The organism is Pseudoalteromonas sp. GB43 (assembly GCF_054923805.1).
The window spans coordinates 20,082-36,922 of the sequence record NZ_JBPCHJ010000002.1 but is presented as its reverse complement, the minus strand read 5'-3'; the positions used below and the strand labels follow the sequence as shown (position 1 = coordinate 36,922).

At 41.5% G+C, this 16,841-nt stretch carries 20 protein-coding genes and 3 pseudogenes; 11 read left to right on the top strand and 12 right to left on the bottom strand.

Annotation, left to right across the window (positions count from 1 at the left end; translation table 11 throughout):
* The first annotated feature begins 32 nt into the window (after nucleotides 1-32).
* The 3 genes from ACRWSG_RS17465 to ACRWSG_RS17455 all read left to right on the top strand — a co-directional run bounded on the left by ACRWSG_RS17465 (nucleotide 33) and on the right by ACRWSG_RS17455 (nucleotide 2,043).
* Nucleotides 33-389, top strand: a complete 357-nt coding sequence (locus tag ACRWSG_RS17465; RefSeq protein WP_462166991.1) for a hypothetical protein — start codon at nucleotides 33-35, stop codon at nucleotides 387-389.
* Nucleotides 389-592, top strand: coding sequence for a hypothetical protein (locus ACRWSG_RS17460; protein ID WP_250660517.1), 204 nt, complete (start codon nucleotides 389-391; stop codon nucleotides 590-592). Before ACRWSG_RS17465 ends, ACRWSG_RS17460 begins: the two co-directional genes overlap by 1 nt.
* A gap of 278 nt (nucleotides 593-870) precedes the next feature.
* Complete coding sequence (locus tag ACRWSG_RS17455; RefSeq protein ID WP_462166990.1) at nucleotides 871-2,043, top strand: Arm DNA-binding domain-containing protein; 1,173 nt, start codon at nucleotides 871-873, stop codon at nucleotides 2,041-2,043.
* 242 nt (nucleotides 2,044-2,285) lie between these two features.
* Here ACRWSG_RS17455 and ACRWSG_RS17450 read toward each other — a convergent pair whose 3' ends face one another.
* The 3 genes and pseudogenes from ACRWSG_RS17450 to ACRWSG_RS17440 all read right to left on the bottom strand — a co-directional run bounded on the left by ACRWSG_RS17450 (nucleotide 2,286) and on the right by ACRWSG_RS17440 (nucleotide 4,559).
* Nucleotides 2,286-2,621, bottom strand: coding sequence for a DUF3325 domain-containing protein (locus ACRWSG_RS17450; protein ID WP_054553366.1), 336 nt, complete (start codon nucleotides 2,619-2,621; stop codon nucleotides 2,286-2,288).
* Nucleotides 2,618-4,218 (bottom strand): annotated as a pseudogene (locus tag ACRWSG_RS17445) (PepSY-associated TM helix domain-containing protein). Before ACRWSG_RS17445 ends, ACRWSG_RS17450 begins: the two are co-directional and overlap by 4 nt.
* A complete protein-coding gene (locus ACRWSG_RS17440; RefSeq protein ID WP_206769705.1) occupies nucleotides 4,215-4,559 on the bottom strand; it encodes a hypothetical protein in 345 nt (114 codons plus the stop codon). The pseudogene ACRWSG_RS17445 and the gene ACRWSG_RS17440 overlap by 4 nt, the downstream one beginning before the upstream one ends.
* A gap of 200 nt (nucleotides 4,560-4,759) precedes the next feature.
* Here ACRWSG_RS17440 and ACRWSG_RS17435 point away from each other — a divergent pair, with 200 nt between their 5' ends.
* Genes ACRWSG_RS17435 through ACRWSG_RS17420 form a run of 4 tightly spaced genes read left to right on the top strand, consistent with a single transcriptional unit; the run spans nucleotide 4,760 to nucleotide 7,163 of the window.
* The gene (locus ACRWSG_RS17435) at nucleotides 4,760-5,452 is read left to right on the top strand and encodes an aspartate/glutamate racemase family protein (RefSeq protein WP_199528858.1); all 693 of its coding nucleotides are present in this window, start codon (nucleotides 4,760-4,762) and stop codon (nucleotides 5,450-5,452) included.
* A 9-nt stretch (nucleotides 5,453-5,461) separates the two neighbouring features.
* Nucleotides 5,462-5,824 carry a VOC family protein gene (locus ACRWSG_RS17430; RefSeq protein WP_054553363.1) on the top strand — a complete coding sequence of 121 codons (363 nt, stop codon included), beginning with the start codon at nucleotides 5,462-5,464 and terminating at the stop codon, nucleotides 5,822-5,824.
* A gap of 19 nt (nucleotides 5,825-5,843) precedes the next feature.
* Nucleotides 5,844-6,425: a uracil-DNA glycosylase family protein gene (locus ACRWSG_RS17425; RefSeq protein ID WP_187489696.1), complete on the top strand. Its 582-nt coding sequence runs from the start codon at nucleotides 5,844-5,846 to the stop codon at nucleotides 6,423-6,425.
* Between the two features lie 3 nt (nucleotides 6,426-6,428).
* Nucleotides 6,429-7,163, top strand: a complete 735-nt coding sequence (locus ACRWSG_RS17420) for a phytanoyl-CoA dioxygenase family protein (RefSeq protein WP_199528859.1) — start codon at nucleotides 6,429-6,431, stop codon at nucleotides 7,161-7,163.
* A gap of 45 nt (nucleotides 7,164-7,208) precedes the next feature.
* Here ACRWSG_RS17420 and ACRWSG_RS17415 read toward each other — a convergent pair whose 3' ends face one another.
* The gene (locus ACRWSG_RS17415; protein WP_235373190.1) at nucleotides 7,209-7,766 is read right to left on the bottom strand and encodes a short-chain dehydrogenase; all 558 of its coding nucleotides are present in this window, start codon (nucleotides 7,764-7,766) and stop codon (nucleotides 7,209-7,211) included.
* A 112-nt stretch (nucleotides 7,767-7,878) separates the two neighbouring features.
* Here ACRWSG_RS17415 and arfB point away from each other — a divergent pair, with 112 nt between their 5' ends.
* A complete protein-coding gene (gene arfB / locus ACRWSG_RS17410) occupies nucleotides 7,879-8,292 on the top strand; it encodes an alternative ribosome rescue aminoacyl-tRNA hydrolase ArfB (RefSeq protein WP_138617194.1) in 414 nt (137 codons plus the stop codon).
* A 135-nt stretch (nucleotides 8,293-8,427) separates the two neighbouring features.
* Nucleotides 8,428-8,748 (top strand): hypothetical protein, encoded by a 321-nt coding sequence (locus ACRWSG_RS17405; RefSeq protein ID WP_138617196.1) that lies wholly within the window; start codon nucleotides 8,428-8,430, stop codon nucleotides 8,746-8,748.
* 16 nt (nucleotides 8,749-8,764) lie between these two features.
* On the opposite strand, the gene ACRWSG_RS17400 is transcribed toward ACRWSG_RS17405, so the two are convergent.
* The 6 genes and pseudogenes from ACRWSG_RS17400 to ACRWSG_RS17375 all read right to left on the bottom strand — a co-directional run bounded on the left by ACRWSG_RS17400 (nucleotide 8,765) and on the right by ACRWSG_RS17375 (nucleotide 13,466).
* A complete protein-coding gene (locus tag ACRWSG_RS17400) occupies nucleotides 8,765-9,799 on the bottom strand; it encodes a DUF2955 domain-containing protein (RefSeq protein ID WP_138599757.1) in 1,035 nt (344 codons plus the stop codon).
* A gap of 13 nt (nucleotides 9,800-9,812) precedes the next feature.
* Nucleotides 9,813-10,875, bottom strand: a pseudogene (locus tag ACRWSG_RS17395) (HlyD family secretion protein).
* Nucleotides 10,876-10,879: 4 nt separating this feature from the next.
* On the bottom strand, nucleotides 10,880-11,356 hold the full coding sequence (locus tag ACRWSG_RS17390) for a MarR family winged helix-turn-helix transcriptional regulator (protein WP_199528861.1): 477 nt from the start codon (nucleotides 11,354-11,356) through the stop codon (nucleotides 10,880-10,882).
* Between the two features lie 135 nt (nucleotides 11,357-11,491).
* Entirely contained in the window at nucleotides 11,492-11,968 is a 477-nt protein-coding gene (locus tag ACRWSG_RS17385) for a TlpA disulfide reductase family protein (RefSeq protein WP_082389267.1), read from the bottom strand.
* 59 nt (nucleotides 11,969-12,027) lie between these two features.
* A complete protein-coding gene (locus tag ACRWSG_RS17380) occupies nucleotides 12,028-12,855 on the bottom strand; it encodes a spermidine synthase (protein ID WP_462166987.1) in 828 nt (275 codons plus the stop codon).
* Entirely contained in the window at nucleotides 12,840-13,466 is a 627-nt protein-coding gene (locus tag ACRWSG_RS17375; protein WP_054553353.1) for a fused MFS/spermidine synthase, read from the bottom strand. The genes ACRWSG_RS17380 and ACRWSG_RS17375 overlap by 16 nt, the downstream gene beginning before the upstream one ends.
* A 191-nt stretch (nucleotides 13,467-13,657) precedes the next feature.
* On the opposite strand from ACRWSG_RS17375, the gene ACRWSG_RS17370 reads away from it, so the two are divergent.
* Entirely contained in the window at nucleotides 13,658-14,116 is a 459-nt protein-coding gene (locus ACRWSG_RS17370) for a GyrI-like domain-containing protein (RefSeq protein WP_199528863.1), read from the top strand.
* Between the two features lie 70 nt (nucleotides 14,117-14,186).
* Here ACRWSG_RS17370 and ACRWSG_RS17365 read toward each other — a convergent pair.
* Nucleotides 14,187-14,848, bottom strand: a pseudogene (locus tag ACRWSG_RS17365) (FMN-dependent NADH-azoreductase).
* A gap of 120 nt (nucleotides 14,849-14,968) precedes the next feature.
* On the opposite strand from ACRWSG_RS17365, the gene ACRWSG_RS17360 reads away from it, so the two are divergent.
* The gene (locus tag ACRWSG_RS17360; protein WP_199528865.1) at nucleotides 14,969-15,817 is read left to right on the top strand and encodes a LysR family transcriptional regulator; all 849 of its coding nucleotides are present in this window, start codon (nucleotides 14,969-14,971) and stop codon (nucleotides 15,815-15,817) included.
* A 115-nt stretch (nucleotides 15,818-15,932) separates the two neighbouring features.
* Here the strand turns inward: ACRWSG_RS17360 and ACRWSG_RS17355 are convergent, their stop codons facing one another.
* A complete protein-coding gene (locus ACRWSG_RS17355; RefSeq protein WP_199528866.1) occupies nucleotides 15,933-16,814 on the bottom strand; it encodes an alpha/beta hydrolase in 882 nt (293 codons plus the stop codon).
* Between the last annotated feature and the right edge of the window lie 27 nt (nucleotides 16,815-16,841).

Sequence of the window (16,841 nt, the reverse complement as noted above, 5' to 3'; positions counted from 1 at the left end):
TCTCAGCTCACAATAACAAAAAGGTAGCAGTAATGTTTACAACAGCATTTACAGACCCACAGGGTACAGCGCACGAAGCAGCAGTATTCCAAGTATTACGTTCAGAGTTCAGCGCGAACACTAGCGAGACATTCACGTACAGCGTTGATGAAGGCCAAGGGACAATCCCTGCGGACAGCGCGAACTTCTCGTTGAATTACCGCATGGCTTACTGGCCTACGCAAGAAGCGAAGGACTCTGGCAGTGCGCCATATATCCTAATCGACCCAGCTACGTACAGCATGGACTTCGCCGACTACACATTACCCGTTGATGTGTATAAAGGCTTAACGGCAGAGCAGGCCGCGGAAGAACACTGCAAACGCGAAGTAATTAAGGTGGTTGAGTAATGCAGCAAGAAGTTCAACAGTTACAAGCACAAGTAACACAACTAAAAGCACGTGTCCTTGACTCAATGGACGCTACGCGACAAGCAAACGAAGCACTGGGCGCTGTAGCTCAAGCGGTTAACTACCAAGGCCAAGACCTTGAAGGCTTAATCGCCGCAGTTAGCGCACTAGCCCCAAAGACGGAGAGCACTGAGAGTGAGTAAATTCGCAGCGTTCCTTCTTACTCGTTTCATGACGACTAAGTTCTTAACAAAGGTGTTCCTTCTTGCGTCAGAGTATTTGACGACTAAGACAGAGAACAAGTGGGATGACAAGTTACACAAGCTGGCTGAAGAAGCCCTGAAGTAATGCGTTGATCGTACTACAAAAACAAAACCCCCGCTCTTAATTGAACGGGGGCTTTTTTTATGCCAATTTTATAGACACGCTGATCCCCGTACTTTAATCTAATAGTGGGGGGTGAATCACATCAGGAGCAACCATGAGTGATTTTGATTTACCCAAGGGTATAACAATGCACAGAGGAAAACTGCGCATCGCTTTTCGCCCACCAAATGAAAAGCAACAATGGAAACGGTCACTAGGAATACCACCAACTAAAGCGAACATCAAGGCCGCAGAGCAAATGCTTAACTCAATTAGGCGTGACATTAGCCTAGGCCAGTTCAATTTAGCTGATTATTTCCCCAATGATCCGAGCCTAAAGAAAGACGAGAAGATGCTATCGCACATTTTGCAGAAGCACTTCATTGACGCAAGCGTCGGGCGTGTCAAGGACTCCACTGTTCGCGTTTACAAGCACCTAGTTCGTCCGCTACTCGAAGCTGTAGGCGATTGGGACATTAGTAAACTTAGCCCCAAAGAAGCTAAACAGTTTAGAGTTAGGGTTATAGATACAGCCCCGTCGGTGTACTTGGCTAACAGGAGGCTATGGGCTATTAAGATCGCTGTCCGCCGAGCCGTTATCGAGCTTGACTTAGAGGCTGACCCGTTCGGTCCACTCTTAGACAACGTAGAGCGCAAGTCAAAAGCCGTGACGAGAGGCGAAGAAGATGAGGCGGCGTTGTCCGAAAGTAGTGTATTTACTATCGAAGAAGCGGAAAGGATAGTAGAAGCCACGAAAAGCGAACAACGAAAACGATTAATAACTTTTATGTTCTGGTCTGGTCTCAGACCGGGTGAAGCATTGGCACTAAGGAGAGAGGACGTATGTCTACCATATATCACTGTGAAACGCACTTTAACAAAGTACGGAACGATTCAGACGCCGAAGAGTGGCCTCGCGAGGAAGATTTACCTTCCATCTTCCGCGAGATCAGTCTTAGAACAGCAATTGCTAACGCACGATTCCGAGAGGGTATGGCTGACGGAGCGGGGGCTACCGTTCAAGAAGTCGGACATCATGAGCATGAAGGCGTGGCGAAGAACTCTTGAAGCTGCGGGCGTAGGCTACAAGAAAAGGTACATAACCCGACACAGCTTTGCGAGCTGGATGCTCAAGGCTGGCGAACCTGAAGCCTCCGTCGCAGCGCATTTAGGTCATAGTAATGTTTCAATGATTCGCAAGACGTACGGTAAGTTCATACCAGATGCGAAACCAGAATGGACCCTCGATGACCCCTCAAAAGTAGAGAAGCTTAAAAAATCAATGTAAAACAGGGGTTTAAAGTTTTCAAGGGCGTAAAGGGGCTTTACAACTGTCTTTAAACTATCACGAATGTGCAACACAACTGTAATGGATGCTAGGCAAACTTAGCGTCGTTAAATTGAAGCAACATGTGATCCCCCAATTTAATCCCCTGCTAGGGTAGGCATTGCCTACCCATTTTTTTAAACAAATTTGCTCAATTAAGCATTATTGCAAATTGCTATCAGATCAGTTTTTTACTAACTAAACTACAAAATCATCACCGAAAAGCCACTCAACAGTAAAATAGACATAGTAAATACACTGACATGCTTCACCCATGAAACAGTAAAACTGTATAAAATCATGAGCATAAGCACACTTAAAGCCATATAGCCGCAAAACAGCAATGCGCCGTACCCAGCATCAGACAGCACACAAAGTACCAAACTTAGTAAAATACTGATCCAGCCACTGGCTAAAAAGCTATTTCGTTGTTTTTCGGTTAATTTCTTTTTAAATACATCACGAAAATGATTGAATTTTGCCAGCGCAAAACAATTAAAACCTAAAAAGCAGAGACTAAATTGCAGTAACTCCATCATCCTTGTTGCTCCTTTAACACCCTATTTTTACTTGGTTTTGCCTTGTTAATAACAGCTGTGTGACTAGCTATTTTTTTGCTTTGTAGTAAAAACAACACGCCAGCACAAATAAACGCACTATCAACACCGAATAAGGCCCATTGATTAGTTAGTAAATACGTGATCCAATTACCATCTGTTGTCAGTGCATTTACCACGGGCACGAGAAAGCAAGCTATTGCATTGAGCCATGCATTATAGCGCCAATGGCGTTTTTCTATACTGCTCACAGCCGAAAGCGCCACCGCAAGCCAAGTTAAGAAAAACACGAGTATTTCTTTATCGGCACGCCCAGCTAACTCTAAAGGCAATAAACGATTAGCAATGAAGAACGCTGAAGTTGCTAGCGGCAAGCCCATTAAAGTTATTAAATTAAGACTTTCAACAAGCTTTAAACCAAAGCTTGGTTTTTGCTCTGCTTTGAGCCTCTCGCGTAAGCGTTTTGCCCACATAATGCAGCCTGTAGCGATCATGGCACAGCCAGCTACGCCACAGAAAAAATACAACCAACGCAGCAACGGCTCGGCTAAACGACCGCTATGCAATGCCGTCATTGAGTCATAAAACTGCGCCGAAGCGCTCCAATCTTCGCCAGAACTCGCTTCAAGCTCGCCCGTTACACCATTGAATAAGTAGCGTGGTCCGTTATCTACAACCTCTTTGCCGGTTGCCAAATAAACCACGATTTGTGAGGAAGCAGTATTCGCATTTCTTACAAACACGTAGCTAATATCAGCATTCGGTGACTTAGTATAAATCTGATCTAACACATCTTTGATTGCCACCATAGGGCGCTGCTCTTCACTGGGCTTTGCACGTTTATTAATAGGCAATGCCTCATCAAACATTTGCCTTAAGCCATTTTCATATACAGTCTCGGCAGGGTAGGGGAACAGCATAAAAATCAGTGTAATAATACCCGTGTAGGTGATCATGATATGAAATGGTAATGCCAGCACTGACGAAACATTATGTGCATCAAGCCAACTTCGACTACCTTTGTTTGCTCTGAAGCTAAACATATCTTTAAAAATACGTTTGTGGATCACGATGCCTGTTATAAGCGCTACCAACATAAATAATGAGGCTAAACAAACAATTATCCGTGCAGTAAATACATCTATGTAATGTAAATCAAAGTGTAAGCGATAGAAAAAGTTACCCCCCTTAGTTTCCCGAAGTTCGGGTAATTGCTCTAAGGTATTAGGGTCTAAATGTGAGTAGTTGAAAGGTGCTCGGCGCTGTTTGGCTGTTTAGGCTCAGCAAACCCATAGCTTAAAACAGGGTTACGTGGCTCAGGTAAGTTTATCCGCCAAGATAATGAATTAGGTGCCTGTTGCTGTAATTGCGCAAACACATAATTAATTTGCTCGGCTTGAGACTGAACCCGTTGTGCTTGATGCTGCACATTGTGTGTTTCGGGTTTAGCCCAAATAGTGATTTCATCTTTAAAAAAGCTGATGGTGCCAGCAAAGAATATTAAGAACAATAACCAGCATACTAGTAAGCCAACCCAGGTATGAAGCCAAGTCATTGAGCGGAAAAAGCTCTCTTTCATAACCATCCCTTAATTAATGAAAGGGCCAGTAATTGCCCACCAGTTGTTAGTAAAATAGTGATCCAAACAGTCTTTAAAGACTTAACTGCAAACACCCAAATAAACACACAACAGTAAAAAAATACCGATAGAGTCGTGGTTAACAGCACGCTGTCGAGTTTATTAAGTGGTAATAACACAGCTAGTAATGAAATAAGCACACTGGTAAAGGCGTAACCACCAATGATGGCTGCAACGAAACGCAAAAACACAGCAACACGATAAGATAGGCTCACAGAGCGCTTTTTAGCTGTATTTTTAGGGCGATTGGTCGTCACTGCATCTAATGATTGAGAATGCATGATAATCCCTTAAAAAATAACACGAGAAGAAAACCCCGTATTATATCTCCGACAAACAGAAAAGATAGTAGTTATCATTTGCATGCACGTATTAAATAGTGAAACTGAACCAACTAAGTCGATCTGTTAGTAAAATAATGATCTGCTAGCTTTGTTCTGTGCAATATCATATGGTGTTAAGTAAATAAAAGGGAGCTGCAATGAAAACAATAGGCTTAATCGGTGGCATGAGTTGGGAGTCTACACAAAGTTACTACCAGCTTTTAAATCAAGGCATTAAAAACAAACTTGGGGGGCTGCATAGTGCCAAGATAGTACTCGTTAGCCTCGATTTTGCCGAAATAGCTATGCTTCAACAGCAACAAGATTGGCCACAGATGGCCGAGATACTCATTAAGGCCGCTAAGCAAGTTGAAGCCGCGGGCGCGGATTATTTATTAATTTGTACCAACACGATGCATAAACTAGCTGAGCAAGTACAAGCTGCGGTTACAATTCCTTTATTACACATTGCAGATGCAGTTGGTGAAAACCTGATCCAGCATAGCTTTAAAAAAGTGGCTTTGTTGGGCACCCAATTCACTATGGAACAAGACTTTTACAAGCAGCGTTTAGCAGATAAATTCGCCATAGACGTATTAATCCCTGATGCACAGGGGCGTGAAACAGTGCATCGTGTGATTTATGATGAACTATGTAAAGGCGTTATCAAGGAAGAATCTAAAGCCGAGTATTTAACCATTATTGATAATCTAACTCAGCAAGGTGCTGAAGCCATTATTCTTGGTTGCACCGAAATAGCCTTATTAGTTCAACAAGCAGATACATCGATTCCATTACTTGATAGTACTGCTCTTCACTGCGCGATGGCGCTTGAGAATAGTTTAAATTAGGAGCTTACCATGTCGAACCACCATAGCCTAAATTATGTTGAATTTGCTGCTAAAGATTTAGCCGCAACAAAAGCATTTTTTCATCAGGTTTTTAAATGGCAATTTACCGACTATGGCCCTGAATACACGGCCTTTAGCGCTGAATCTGCGGGGCTTGATGGCGGGTTTTATCAAGCCCCATTAGCTAGCTTAACCAATAATGGCGGCGCGCTACTGGTGCTTTATTCAAATAATATTAAAGAGACGCAAGCGCAGGTAGAAAAACATGGTGGAACAATTATTAAGCCCTTGTTTGATTTTCCTGGAGGCTGTCGGTTTCACTTCACAGAGCCAAGTGGTAACGAGTTAGCAGTTTGGTCAAAACAAGCATAGATCATATTTTTACTAACTCATGAGTACTCAATCATTATTAGAACAAGTTAGTAAATGCGTGATCTGCGAACCTCATTTACCACTCGGAGCGCGGCCCGTTATTCAGTTTAATCCACAGGCTCGTATTTTAATTGCCGGTCAAGCGCCGGGGATTAAAGTGCATGAAAGTGGCAAACCTTTTAATGATGCAAGCGGGCAAAGGCTTCGCTCTTGGCTTGGTGTTACGAGTGATGAGTTTTACGATGACCACAATTTTGCTATCTTGCCGATGGGCTTTTGTTACCCGGGCAAAGGAAAATCAGGTGATTTACCGCCAAGAAAAGAGTGCGCGACTGCATGGCGTGAAAAGCTCTTAGCGCAACTAAATAATATTGAGCTCACCATTATCTTAGGTAAATACGCGCAGGCATATCATTTACCCCACACTAAGCAGCTGCCCTTAACTGAGTTAGTAAAATCGTGGCGTGAATATTGGCCAAATTACTTGCCACTTCCTCACCCAAGCCCTCGCAATAATATCTGGCTAAAGAAAAATCCGTGGTTTGAGCAACAAGTATTGCCTGAGCTTAATAGTAAAATGCGTGCAATTTTAGCAAGGTAGAAAATGAAAAATAACTTTTTTGCTGAAAACGGCTACTACCATGTAAAGGGGCTTTACACAGAGAGTGAGCTTAGTAAAGTAAGGCCAATTATCGATAAATTTCATCAACACTGGTTGCAAGAAAACCAATCTTTTTATCAATCTAGAGGTATTAATAGCTCAGGTTTGACTGGCGCTGCATGTTTAAGTGCTGAGGAAAAGTTTACTCTTTTTAAGTTTGTCAGCGCCAACACACTATTGAAACAGGTTAAAGGTATTGTTGCTGGTCCTCAGTTTATGAATACTCAACTATTCTTTAACCCATACAATCCCAAACAAGCTAACTATTGGCATCGAGATATGCAGTATCACTTAGAGCTTGATGCGCAAAAAGTAGCTCTTAACGGCCCTGAAGTACTACATTGCCGCGTTGCTTTTGAAGATGAACCAGGAATAGAACTAATACCGGGTAGCCATAAAAACTGGGATTCAGATGAAGAGTTAACAGTTAGATTAGAACAGCAGGGCGCTCGAAATAGTGACTCACTGACTCGCGGTAAAAGTGTGGTACTCAAAAAAGGTGACTTACTGATATTTTCGGCAAACATGATCCATCGGGGCTTGTACGGCATGAATCGTTTCGCCCTTGATATTTTATACTTTGAACGTCATCCAAGCCTTAGCGAGTTTGTACAAACTGGATTTTTACCAACTGCAGAACAAAAGCTGCATCTAAAAAACGCTGTGGTATTCGAGTAAGCGTAAAAAAAGCGGCTACCTAGCCGCTTTCTTTTCGTTTTGCAGTTACTGCAACATTGCGAACAATTCTTTTAACTGCGGCATATACTGCTTAACTAAGTTAACGTTACTTTCGCTAACATCTGCTGTTGCAGTACTTGCTTTAATACCTTCTAAAGCACCAGCCATTGAGCGAGTACCCGCATCAGATGATGATGCTGTAAGGCTTTGTAAACCACTCATTGCTTGGTTTACACGCTGCTTGTTCTCTTCAGACATACCCGCTTTAAGGTTTTCTAAATACGCCATTGATACCTCTGTACCAACAGTAACTAACTGCTCAGGTGTGAAACCATATTGTTTGGTAAGGGCTGCAAACTCAGTATAAAGCTCATGCTCTTTGATGTGACCTAATGCTGACATCACTGACGAACTATCAACACCATCAGAACTACCTAGCATACCACCAAGGTTTACAGTATCTAACTCAGATTGGCTTTGTGACCAATTAAAGACTGCAGGAAGGGCTTTAATGTAACGCTGTAGCTGATTTTCAGAAATATCTTCTGCGAAGCTAGAAAAACTCATCGCAAGTAGACTCATAGAAATAAGTAGTGCTTTCATCGTGATCTCCTTTCTTTCAAAATGGTTAGCAACCGGCGCAAATAGTCGAGCTATTATGTTTAGCCAATTACAAATGTTACAATACCTTTTTTACCATAGCTAACTGAACCTGATGTTAATTATTTCTAATACCGTCACAATTGATGAATGGGAACTCGACTTTAGTGCGATCCGCTCGCAAGGCGCGGGCGGGCAGAATGTCAACAAAGTGGCCACAGCTATTCACCTTCGCTTTGATATTAAACGCTCAAAGTTACCTGACTTTTACAAACAACGTTTACTTAATTTGAATGATTCTCGAATTACCAAAGAGGGCGTTATTGTTATTAAGTCGCAAAGTCATCGCACGCAAGAGATGAACAAAGAGGATGCGCTTAATCGTTTGAAAGAATTAATTCTTAATGCCACTCAAGTACAAAAGGCGCGAAGAGCGACAAAACCAAGCAAAAGCTCTCAGAGAAAACGCATGGACTCTAAAACGAAAAGAGGACAAACAAAAGTATTAAGAAAAAATGTAAAATTCTAACTTTCACATCAGAAGATCGTGTCAAAAATAAGCAGAACTGTAAAGAAGTGTAACTTGTTAACAAAGTTAATTGATGGTTAATCCTGCCGCGTCTATAATAGTCATACAATCTCACCATTAATGAAGGAGCCGCGTATGGGCCAGAAATCACGCATTGTTGCTGCAGCAATGATAACGCTGTCAGCTTTGCCTATGTCGAGTTTTGCTGTAGATTCATGGCAAGCCGGTAACGCGTATCCGCAAGGTAGTGAAACCTGTTACAACGAAATTCTTTATAAAGCCAGATGGTGGGCAACTCCAGGTGAAGAACCAGGTAGTTCACAATGGGGCGCTTGGGTTGCAGATGTCGCCTCAAAAACCTGCGTACAGAGTGTCGTAAAAAAACAAGATGATTTATTAAAGTCTTTACCGACCATTTTCGAATCAAATAACAATAAAAAAGGGAGTTCTGATTAACTCCCTTTTTTAATCTTTACTCAAACGTGTGATGCCTTGTCATTTCAAAGCGATTTAAGATGTGATGCATTATATACACCGCACACAAGCTCAATAGTATTGCCACAGATACCGACGAAAAACGATACAGCGCGCTGTAAACCAGATCTTGCCCCGGCCCTAATGACTGGCCAAACAAAATACCAAATGTGGTGATAATACCAAAACCAACACCCGGAATACCGCCACCAATTATGTGATAACGACTAAAGATAAAGGTCAAAATCCACAGAATTAACGCAGGAAATATTAAAATATCGGTATGGTTATACAAAAATAACTGTGCCACTAACGCTAAGTTACAACCAATTAAGGTGCCTATAGCACGTTGCCATGCCGCCATACCTGCCGCTTTCCAGCACAACGAAAACAATATCAGTACCGAGGCCGCTTGAGCAGAGATTGAATCTTGTAAATCAAAGACCTGAAAAACAACGAATGACAAGGTAGCTACAGTTGAGCAAAGTAATACTTCATGACGCACACTTTCTTTTGCTTTTTCTGGCATTACCCGACCTTGGCGTGGTGCTACATCAGGAAATAAACCATGCATTAGCATCGAGAACACCACTGTGACCACAACGGCAACAGCGTTACTAATGATCAACGGATAAATACTCACTCCACTGCCAGTGTAGGTCGAAAAGTGCAATTGAATAGACAAACTCACCACCGTTGTGGCGCCAAATAAAAAATTAGCGCCACGGCTCATTTGATAAAACAAAAAAGCAAATGCGATAAAGCACATCATTGTCATAACAACAGGCAGGTGTGAAAACAAACCTTGTACAACCAATACGAACAGCGCACTGAACACCGCGCCTGCATAAAACTGACGAATAATATGCATGTTAAGCACAGGCACTAAACCGAGCAATAGCATAGGGTAAACAGTAAAAAAGATGCCATTAGGCCAGTTCATCAATTTTGCCAGTGTAAACCCTAGTGCTGAGCCCGTGGCAATACGTAGCGCTTGGCGCAAGCCATTACCATCGAGTTGCAATACTGACATAACTCACCCAGCTTTAGTAAATAAAGTGCAGAACACTAATGAAGCGAATTTGCATGCTTGCAAACCAGCTACCAATGCTTGAGTCAGGCAGAAGTTGCACAGTTGCACGCGCACCACTTGGAAATTTTGCCAGCATCTGGTGTTCATCTAGCTGAATATGGATACGTTGACGCTGTGCATCTCGTACCCAACGGTTGCTGCTTTCAGTGGCACTGAGTAAACCGTTAGCATTAAGCTGGACCATCACTCACACCCGCTTCAAAACTAACAATTTTGCCTGTAAACACTTTGCCCGGTAGCGCATCAAAGCTGACTTTTGCAGTACTACCAATTTGCACGTGAACTAAAGACTTTTCACGAAAATCAGCCACTAAATCAGCTTTATTAGCAACTATCGCCATTAACGGTTGGCCCTTATTAGCATAAGTACCCGGTGTTACCTGTAAGTTTGCTGTTTTACCGTCGGTATCGGCTGTCACTGTGGTGTACGACAGGTTTAGTTTCGCTTGTTCAAGCTGGTTTTGAGCATGACGAAGCGCTAAATTGTCATCCCCTATTTTACCGCGCGCTAATTTAGCCTCGCTAAGCTGGGCTTCAATTGCAGCTACATTCGCTTTGCTTGATTGATAGTTCGCATTAATTGTTTCGTACTCTTGCTCTGAAATAGAGCGCTTTTTCAATAGCGACTCACCGCGTTCAAACAGTAATGTTTGCTCATGCAGCTTAGCTTGAGCAGCTGCAAGCTGTGCTTCTATTGCCTTCACACTGCTATCTAAACGTTGGTTTTGTAGTTTTGCATCATCATATGCAAGTTCAGCTTGTTGCACGGCAAGCTCAAAAGGCTCGTCGTTAATCTTAAACAAGGCTTGCTGTTTTTCGACAGCTTGATTATTGGTGACAAGTACGTCAGTCACGCGACCACTTACCTGCGGGGTCACTTGTACAACCGGATGATACACACGGGCCTGCGGTGTGACAGGCATATACAAATCGGCAATCACAAAATATAAAAATAAAACAATAAAACCCGCTAAAGAGATTTTTACGTAACGGGCAAATTTTTGATCTGGTGTCATAACGTTACTTATCTCCTGAATAATGACGGATACACTGACGAGCATTCAGTTCCATCTGAATTAAACCATGCGCCATGGTATCGAGTTGCTCAGTGGTTAAGTCGGCATAAAGATGCTGTTTCACATCGGCAATAATCACCTGCAATGTGTCTAACAATTGTAGACCTTGCTCAGTGAAGTACAGACGTTTACTGCGTTTATCTTCAGCGTCAGCTTTGCGAGCAATAATCTCTTGTTGCTCAAGCTGCTTAATCGTACGAGTGAGTGAAGGCATTTCAATGCCTAAGCTATTTGCTAACTCTTGTTGTGTACAACCTTGGTTTAGATGAAACAGGTGCATCATCGCGGTCCAGCGAGATTGAGTAAGCCCCAAAGGCTCAACCGCCAAAGTGACAGCATCGCGACATAAACGATGCACACGGCCCATACTGCCGCATAATGTTAAATCAAGAGTTTCGTGAAAAGGGGGAGTGGAAGACATGATGCGCTCCATTTACTTAGCATGCTAAGTATTTTAGTGTAGTTAGCATGCTAAGTAAATATTAGTGCAATTAATAAAATAGATAGCTTTGTTCGATAAAAGCGAACAACTGCAAAAGTTATCTGCTAGATAACACTATTTAGCGATTAACTCTTTGATATGACTTTCATAGAGGTCTAATTTATCAGCAACAAAACCTGTGTGTTGGAACCGTACTATGCCTTCTTTATCGATTAAAAAGCTGCTCGGCATCCCTTTGAGTTGATATTGCTTGCCAATAACAGCGTCTGGGTCGTAAATAATATTAAAGTTCACTGCAAACTCAGTTAAAAAAGCATCGGCATCACTACGCTCAACATCAATGTTTACAGCAATCACTTTAAGCCCTTGCTGTTGATACTTGCTCTGCATGGCTATAAACCAAGGAAACGACCGTCGACACGGGCTGCACCAAGACGCCCAGAAATCGAGTAACACGACTTGCCCTTTGTATTGATTCAGTAGTTTAGACAATTGCTGCTGGCTGGCAGCTAAAGGAGGGCTCGAAAGACGCTCTGCCTTAGCAGCAGAGCTCGTAATGAAAAGAAATGCAATTAAGGCGTATTTGATCATTGATAATTTAACAAGTTCGCTGGTGAATATTGGTCAGTGAGCACCTTGGTATCCGCTGGTCAATCTTGATTACCCTTAGTATAAAACAAATGCTCGCTGAGTAACTGCAAATCAACGTCGTAAGGGCTTAACTTACTTGCTAGCTTGTTGGCGCGCTCAGTTAACTGTTGCTGGCTAGGCATAGTCTCGAAGCCAGCTAAAATAATACGATTAGAGTTTTCATCGGTCACAACATTCACAAAGTCACCAAACACATCGAAGTAAGTTGCCGACTCATGCTGGTATAACTTGCTTGATGAAAAGGTATTTGCAGCGACAATTCCGCCATCAGCTAAAACACTTTTTACTTCTGCAAAAAATTCCTTAGTGAGTAGATGTTCAGGGATATAATCGCCATTAAAGGCATCAAGAATAATCCAATCGTACTTTTGTTTTTTAAGTGCGGCGCGCTTAATGAAAATACGCCCATCTTGCACCTTAGACGTTACGTTATCGGTTTCTATAAAGTTAAAATAATCGCGGGCAACTTTTATCACCGCAGGATCAATTTCGACATTTTCGATATGAGCACTCGGGTAAAGCTCATGAATGGTATTAGAGAGTGAACCTCCCCCTAAACCTATGATCAGTACATTTTGAGGGTTATCAATAAATAGTAAGCTTGCGAACGTCATTTTGGTGTAATTAAACACCAGCTTTTTAGGCTTACTCTCATACATACAGCTTTGCGTACTTTTACGCGTTTTTTCGTTGAATTTTAAGCATAGTAAATCGCCAGACTTCTCCACTAAAATATTGCGATAAAGCGAGCGCTCTTTATGGATTACTTCTGCCAAACTGCTAAAGGGCAGGGTCATGATCAAACAAAGCATTAAGATTCTAAACATACAGCACGCTCCTTTGTTTTAATTTGACTAACAACAATTGCAAGCAAACCAAGCGCACCTAATACCGCTGCAAAGGTTTTAATGATGTCGTTAACATCAAACGCTAGCACCATATAAAAAGAGGTAATAATCGTGCCAAGGGCGCTTCCTAGGGTGCTCACAAAATACAAACCACCGGCAACCTGGCCACTTTTTTCATGATCGGTAACCAATAATCGCACTGAGTAAGGTGAGATCATGCCGAGTATTGTTGTAGGAATAAAAAACAACGCCGTTGATGCCAATAACGAGCCGTAGCGACTGTCTTCAATATGGGTGAAAATAAAGGTCATAATTGGCTCAGCAAACAATACAATTGGCACCACCATAATGCTTGCTACAAAGAAAATGAGTCCATATTTAGTTAACGAAGGATTGCGAGTAGAGAGCTTGCCGCCAAGTAAATAGCCGATAGATAAGCTCAACATAAAGACGGTGATAATACTGCCCCATATATGCACACTACTACCAAAATATGGCGCTAAAATTCGTCCGCCTAAAAGCTCAATTCCCATAATACAAAAGCCACTACTAAAGGCTAAAAAGTAGATAAGCGCATTGATTTTATTCATTAAACACCTGCTGATTTTGTTGTTATTTTACCCATCTTAACCTGATGCAGATAAGGATGCCATGACTGTTTTTTAGGCTGTAAAGGCCGTTGACAAAATATAGTCTTTTTAAAATAAATAATTAAAAAGGCTAGGTTAAAGTACACATGCTCTGGTATTTTACCGGGAACAAACTAACAAGGATAAATGCAATGGATCAGCAAGTAACGAAAATCAATATAGACAACCCTACGACCTTATTTGGCCTCAAAGTTCGCACCTGTAATATGAATGAAATGAGTGGTGAAGGTGCCAAAATCGCTGGCTTATGGCAGCAATTTTACACAGACATAGCGCCAAACTTAACGCCATCTAGCCAAGTTTATGGCGTTTACACTCATTATGAATCTGATGTCACAGGGGAGTTTGATGTGTTTGCGTGTACTGATCTGCAAGTCACGTCATCAGAGATAGAACAAACGACACTCGCCACAGGTAACTACCTTCGCTTTAGCGGCAAAGGGGCAATGCCACAAACCGTTATCGATGTTTGGGGTCAAGTTTGGCAGTACTTTAGTAATGAACAGTGCCCGCACATTCGAGCATATAAAACTGACTATGAGTTTTATAAAAACAGTGACGAAGTTGAGGTATTCATTTCGGTTGAATAACACTAAACCCATTTTTTAGTGTAAAGCCCCATTACAAAATAAGCCGCTTGTTGCGGCTTTGTTGTGTATATTAATTGGCGTATCTCAGCGCTAATTGCTCTGCTTTAGCATAGGCATTAGTCAAAGAGCGTTGGTGTCTTTGGTCGTTAAATTCTTGATACTCACAGGCTATTTCATCAATATGCTGAACACCTAAATACTTACTCAAGGTTTTAATGTGCGGCACTAAATGGCTCATACTCTCGCGTATACCACCTGCCTCAAAGCCAAACTCACCCGTTGAGGATATAACCAGCAAACGTTTACCAGTTAACAAGGGTTGCAAAGGGAAATCTCCCCGCTGCAAGTCAAAATCAAACGTTTTATTGATCCTAACGATTTGATCAAACCATGCTTTTAATTGTGCAGGCATGCCATAGTTATACATAGGCGTTGATATCACGATGGTATCAGCCTTAACCAACTCATTTATCAATTCATCTGATTGGTCAGTACTTCTTTTTGCTCTAGCGTTAACTTATTGGCAGGCGTAAACACAGCACCAATCCAAGATTGATTAATAAATGAAGGTGGATTCATTCCAACGTCACGATAAATATACTCAGCTATAGCATTATTTTGCTGTAAGTGATTTACAAATTTCTTAGCAATATTTTTAGAGATTGAGTCGTGGTTAGGGTTTGCATTTTTAGCCGAACGTACACTAGCATCAATGTGTAATAGAGTGCTCATAAGTAAATACCTCATTAGTTAATGTGTTGGTATCATCAATAAATGAAGGCTATTTAACAAACGAGTTATTATTCACTATAAGTAAGTTATACTCATCTATAAATTTAGGTGGGTTCAACTATGCATATATCATTACAAGCTTTAAAAGCCTTTGAATCAGCTGCGCGATTAGGTAGCTTTAAAGCAGCCGCCGCTGAGCTTGCGATTACGCCTACAGCGGTATCGCACCACATTGCAAATCTAGAAAGCCGCTTGAATACAGATTTATTTCATCGCGAAGTGAGAAAGATTACCTTAACTCCATCAGGCGAGTACCTGAGTCAAAACACAACTAGCGGCTTTAAACTTATTTTTACGGCAATTGAACAATTGAGCCAAGCAAATAATCAAGTACGCATCACCACAACATCGTCTCTAGCAGCCCTAAGGTTAATACCCGCTTTAGATGAGCTAAATAGCGAAAAACCACATTTACAGCTCGATATATCAACCAGTGAAACTTTAGATAAGCAACTGCATACCTTGCCTGTTCGGCTAGGAAATAGTGAGGAAGTAAACAAAGCAGATATCATCAAATTTGAGCGCTTTGATATGTTTGCGGCAAACGCGCAACAAAGTGCCCCTTGGCTTGATAAACAGGTTACTTTATACACCAGCCAATGGAAAAATAATGCCCTACCAGCCCCACCATTAACGCAGTGGCTAAAAGTAAATAACCTAAGTGATTCATGTTTCAAGGTAAAAACATTCGATCAAGAGCTGTTTGGTATAAATCAGGTGCTCGCCAATAAAGGTGTAGTGTTTTGCTCAAAAACCTTAGTACAACCTTACCTAGATGCAGGGTTACTAACATCGTTTAATAACCAAGAAGTTGAATCAAAACTGTGTTACTACATTCCCGAAAAATCTCGCTTCGAAACATCAGCACATAAGACTGTGATTGAATGGCTTGAGCGGTTACTAACTTAAAAATGTAAAAGTAAACATCATTTAAATTATAAAGTTTTTAATGAACCATAAAAAGCAGCTAGAAACAGAGTTAGTTAATTGGTTTAACGCCTATTTGTAGCTTTGTTTTTCGTCATTACTGAGCCATATCAAAATGATTAAAAGCCCCATCTAGCGCACTGCGAACGGATTGTTTTGCGTTTTGTTCATGGTCAGCACCTTTGTTGATGTGGTGCTGCCAGATAAGGTCGTTTGGTGCATGCTTTTGAAGAGCATTCACTAAAGCATTGAATGCACCAGTTATGATTGGATTCTCATCACCACCTAATGTGACATAAAAATAGTGAGTGTTGCCTACTGTATTAGGTAAGTTTTTACTGAACTGTTTTACAACAACATTATCGTCATACCAAGCCGCTGGGCTAAAAGCAAAGTATGCATTAAATAACTCTGGTTTAGTAACCATGGTATATAACACAAAGCTACCTCCCGCTGAAAAACCTGTTAGCGTGCGCTGCCCGCTAATACGGTATGTTCCCTCTAAATAGGGTATTAGCTCTGTTTCAATAAACTTTAAAAACACATCAGCTTTACCAAATATTTCTCGTTGATTTTGGTTAATTGGGCGCGCTTCTATCGCCACATCCTTACGGGCGTAAGGTGGCACTAAATCACGATTTCGCGTGTCATGCCAAAACAGGTTCGGGATGGATACTAGAATAACCTCATGCATGTCATCAGTGCTTTCAAGAATACTTAAAGCGTCATCCCAAGTATCAAGGTTAAAGTTGCCGTCAGTTTTAATTATGAGCGGATAAGCTTTGTTAGGGTTGTAGTTTTTGGGCAAGCGAATGAAAACTCTGCGCATTTCTGAAAGCGCATTGGACTTGATATCTACATCAATAAAGCGTGAGCTATAATGCTGTTGGTATTTCACCGCGAAATACAAGCCTGTAGCTAGCAAAACAAATGTAATAAACCAAGCTAAATACTGAAATCTAAATTTTAGTAATGCCATTTTATAGCCTTAATCAATAACTTAATG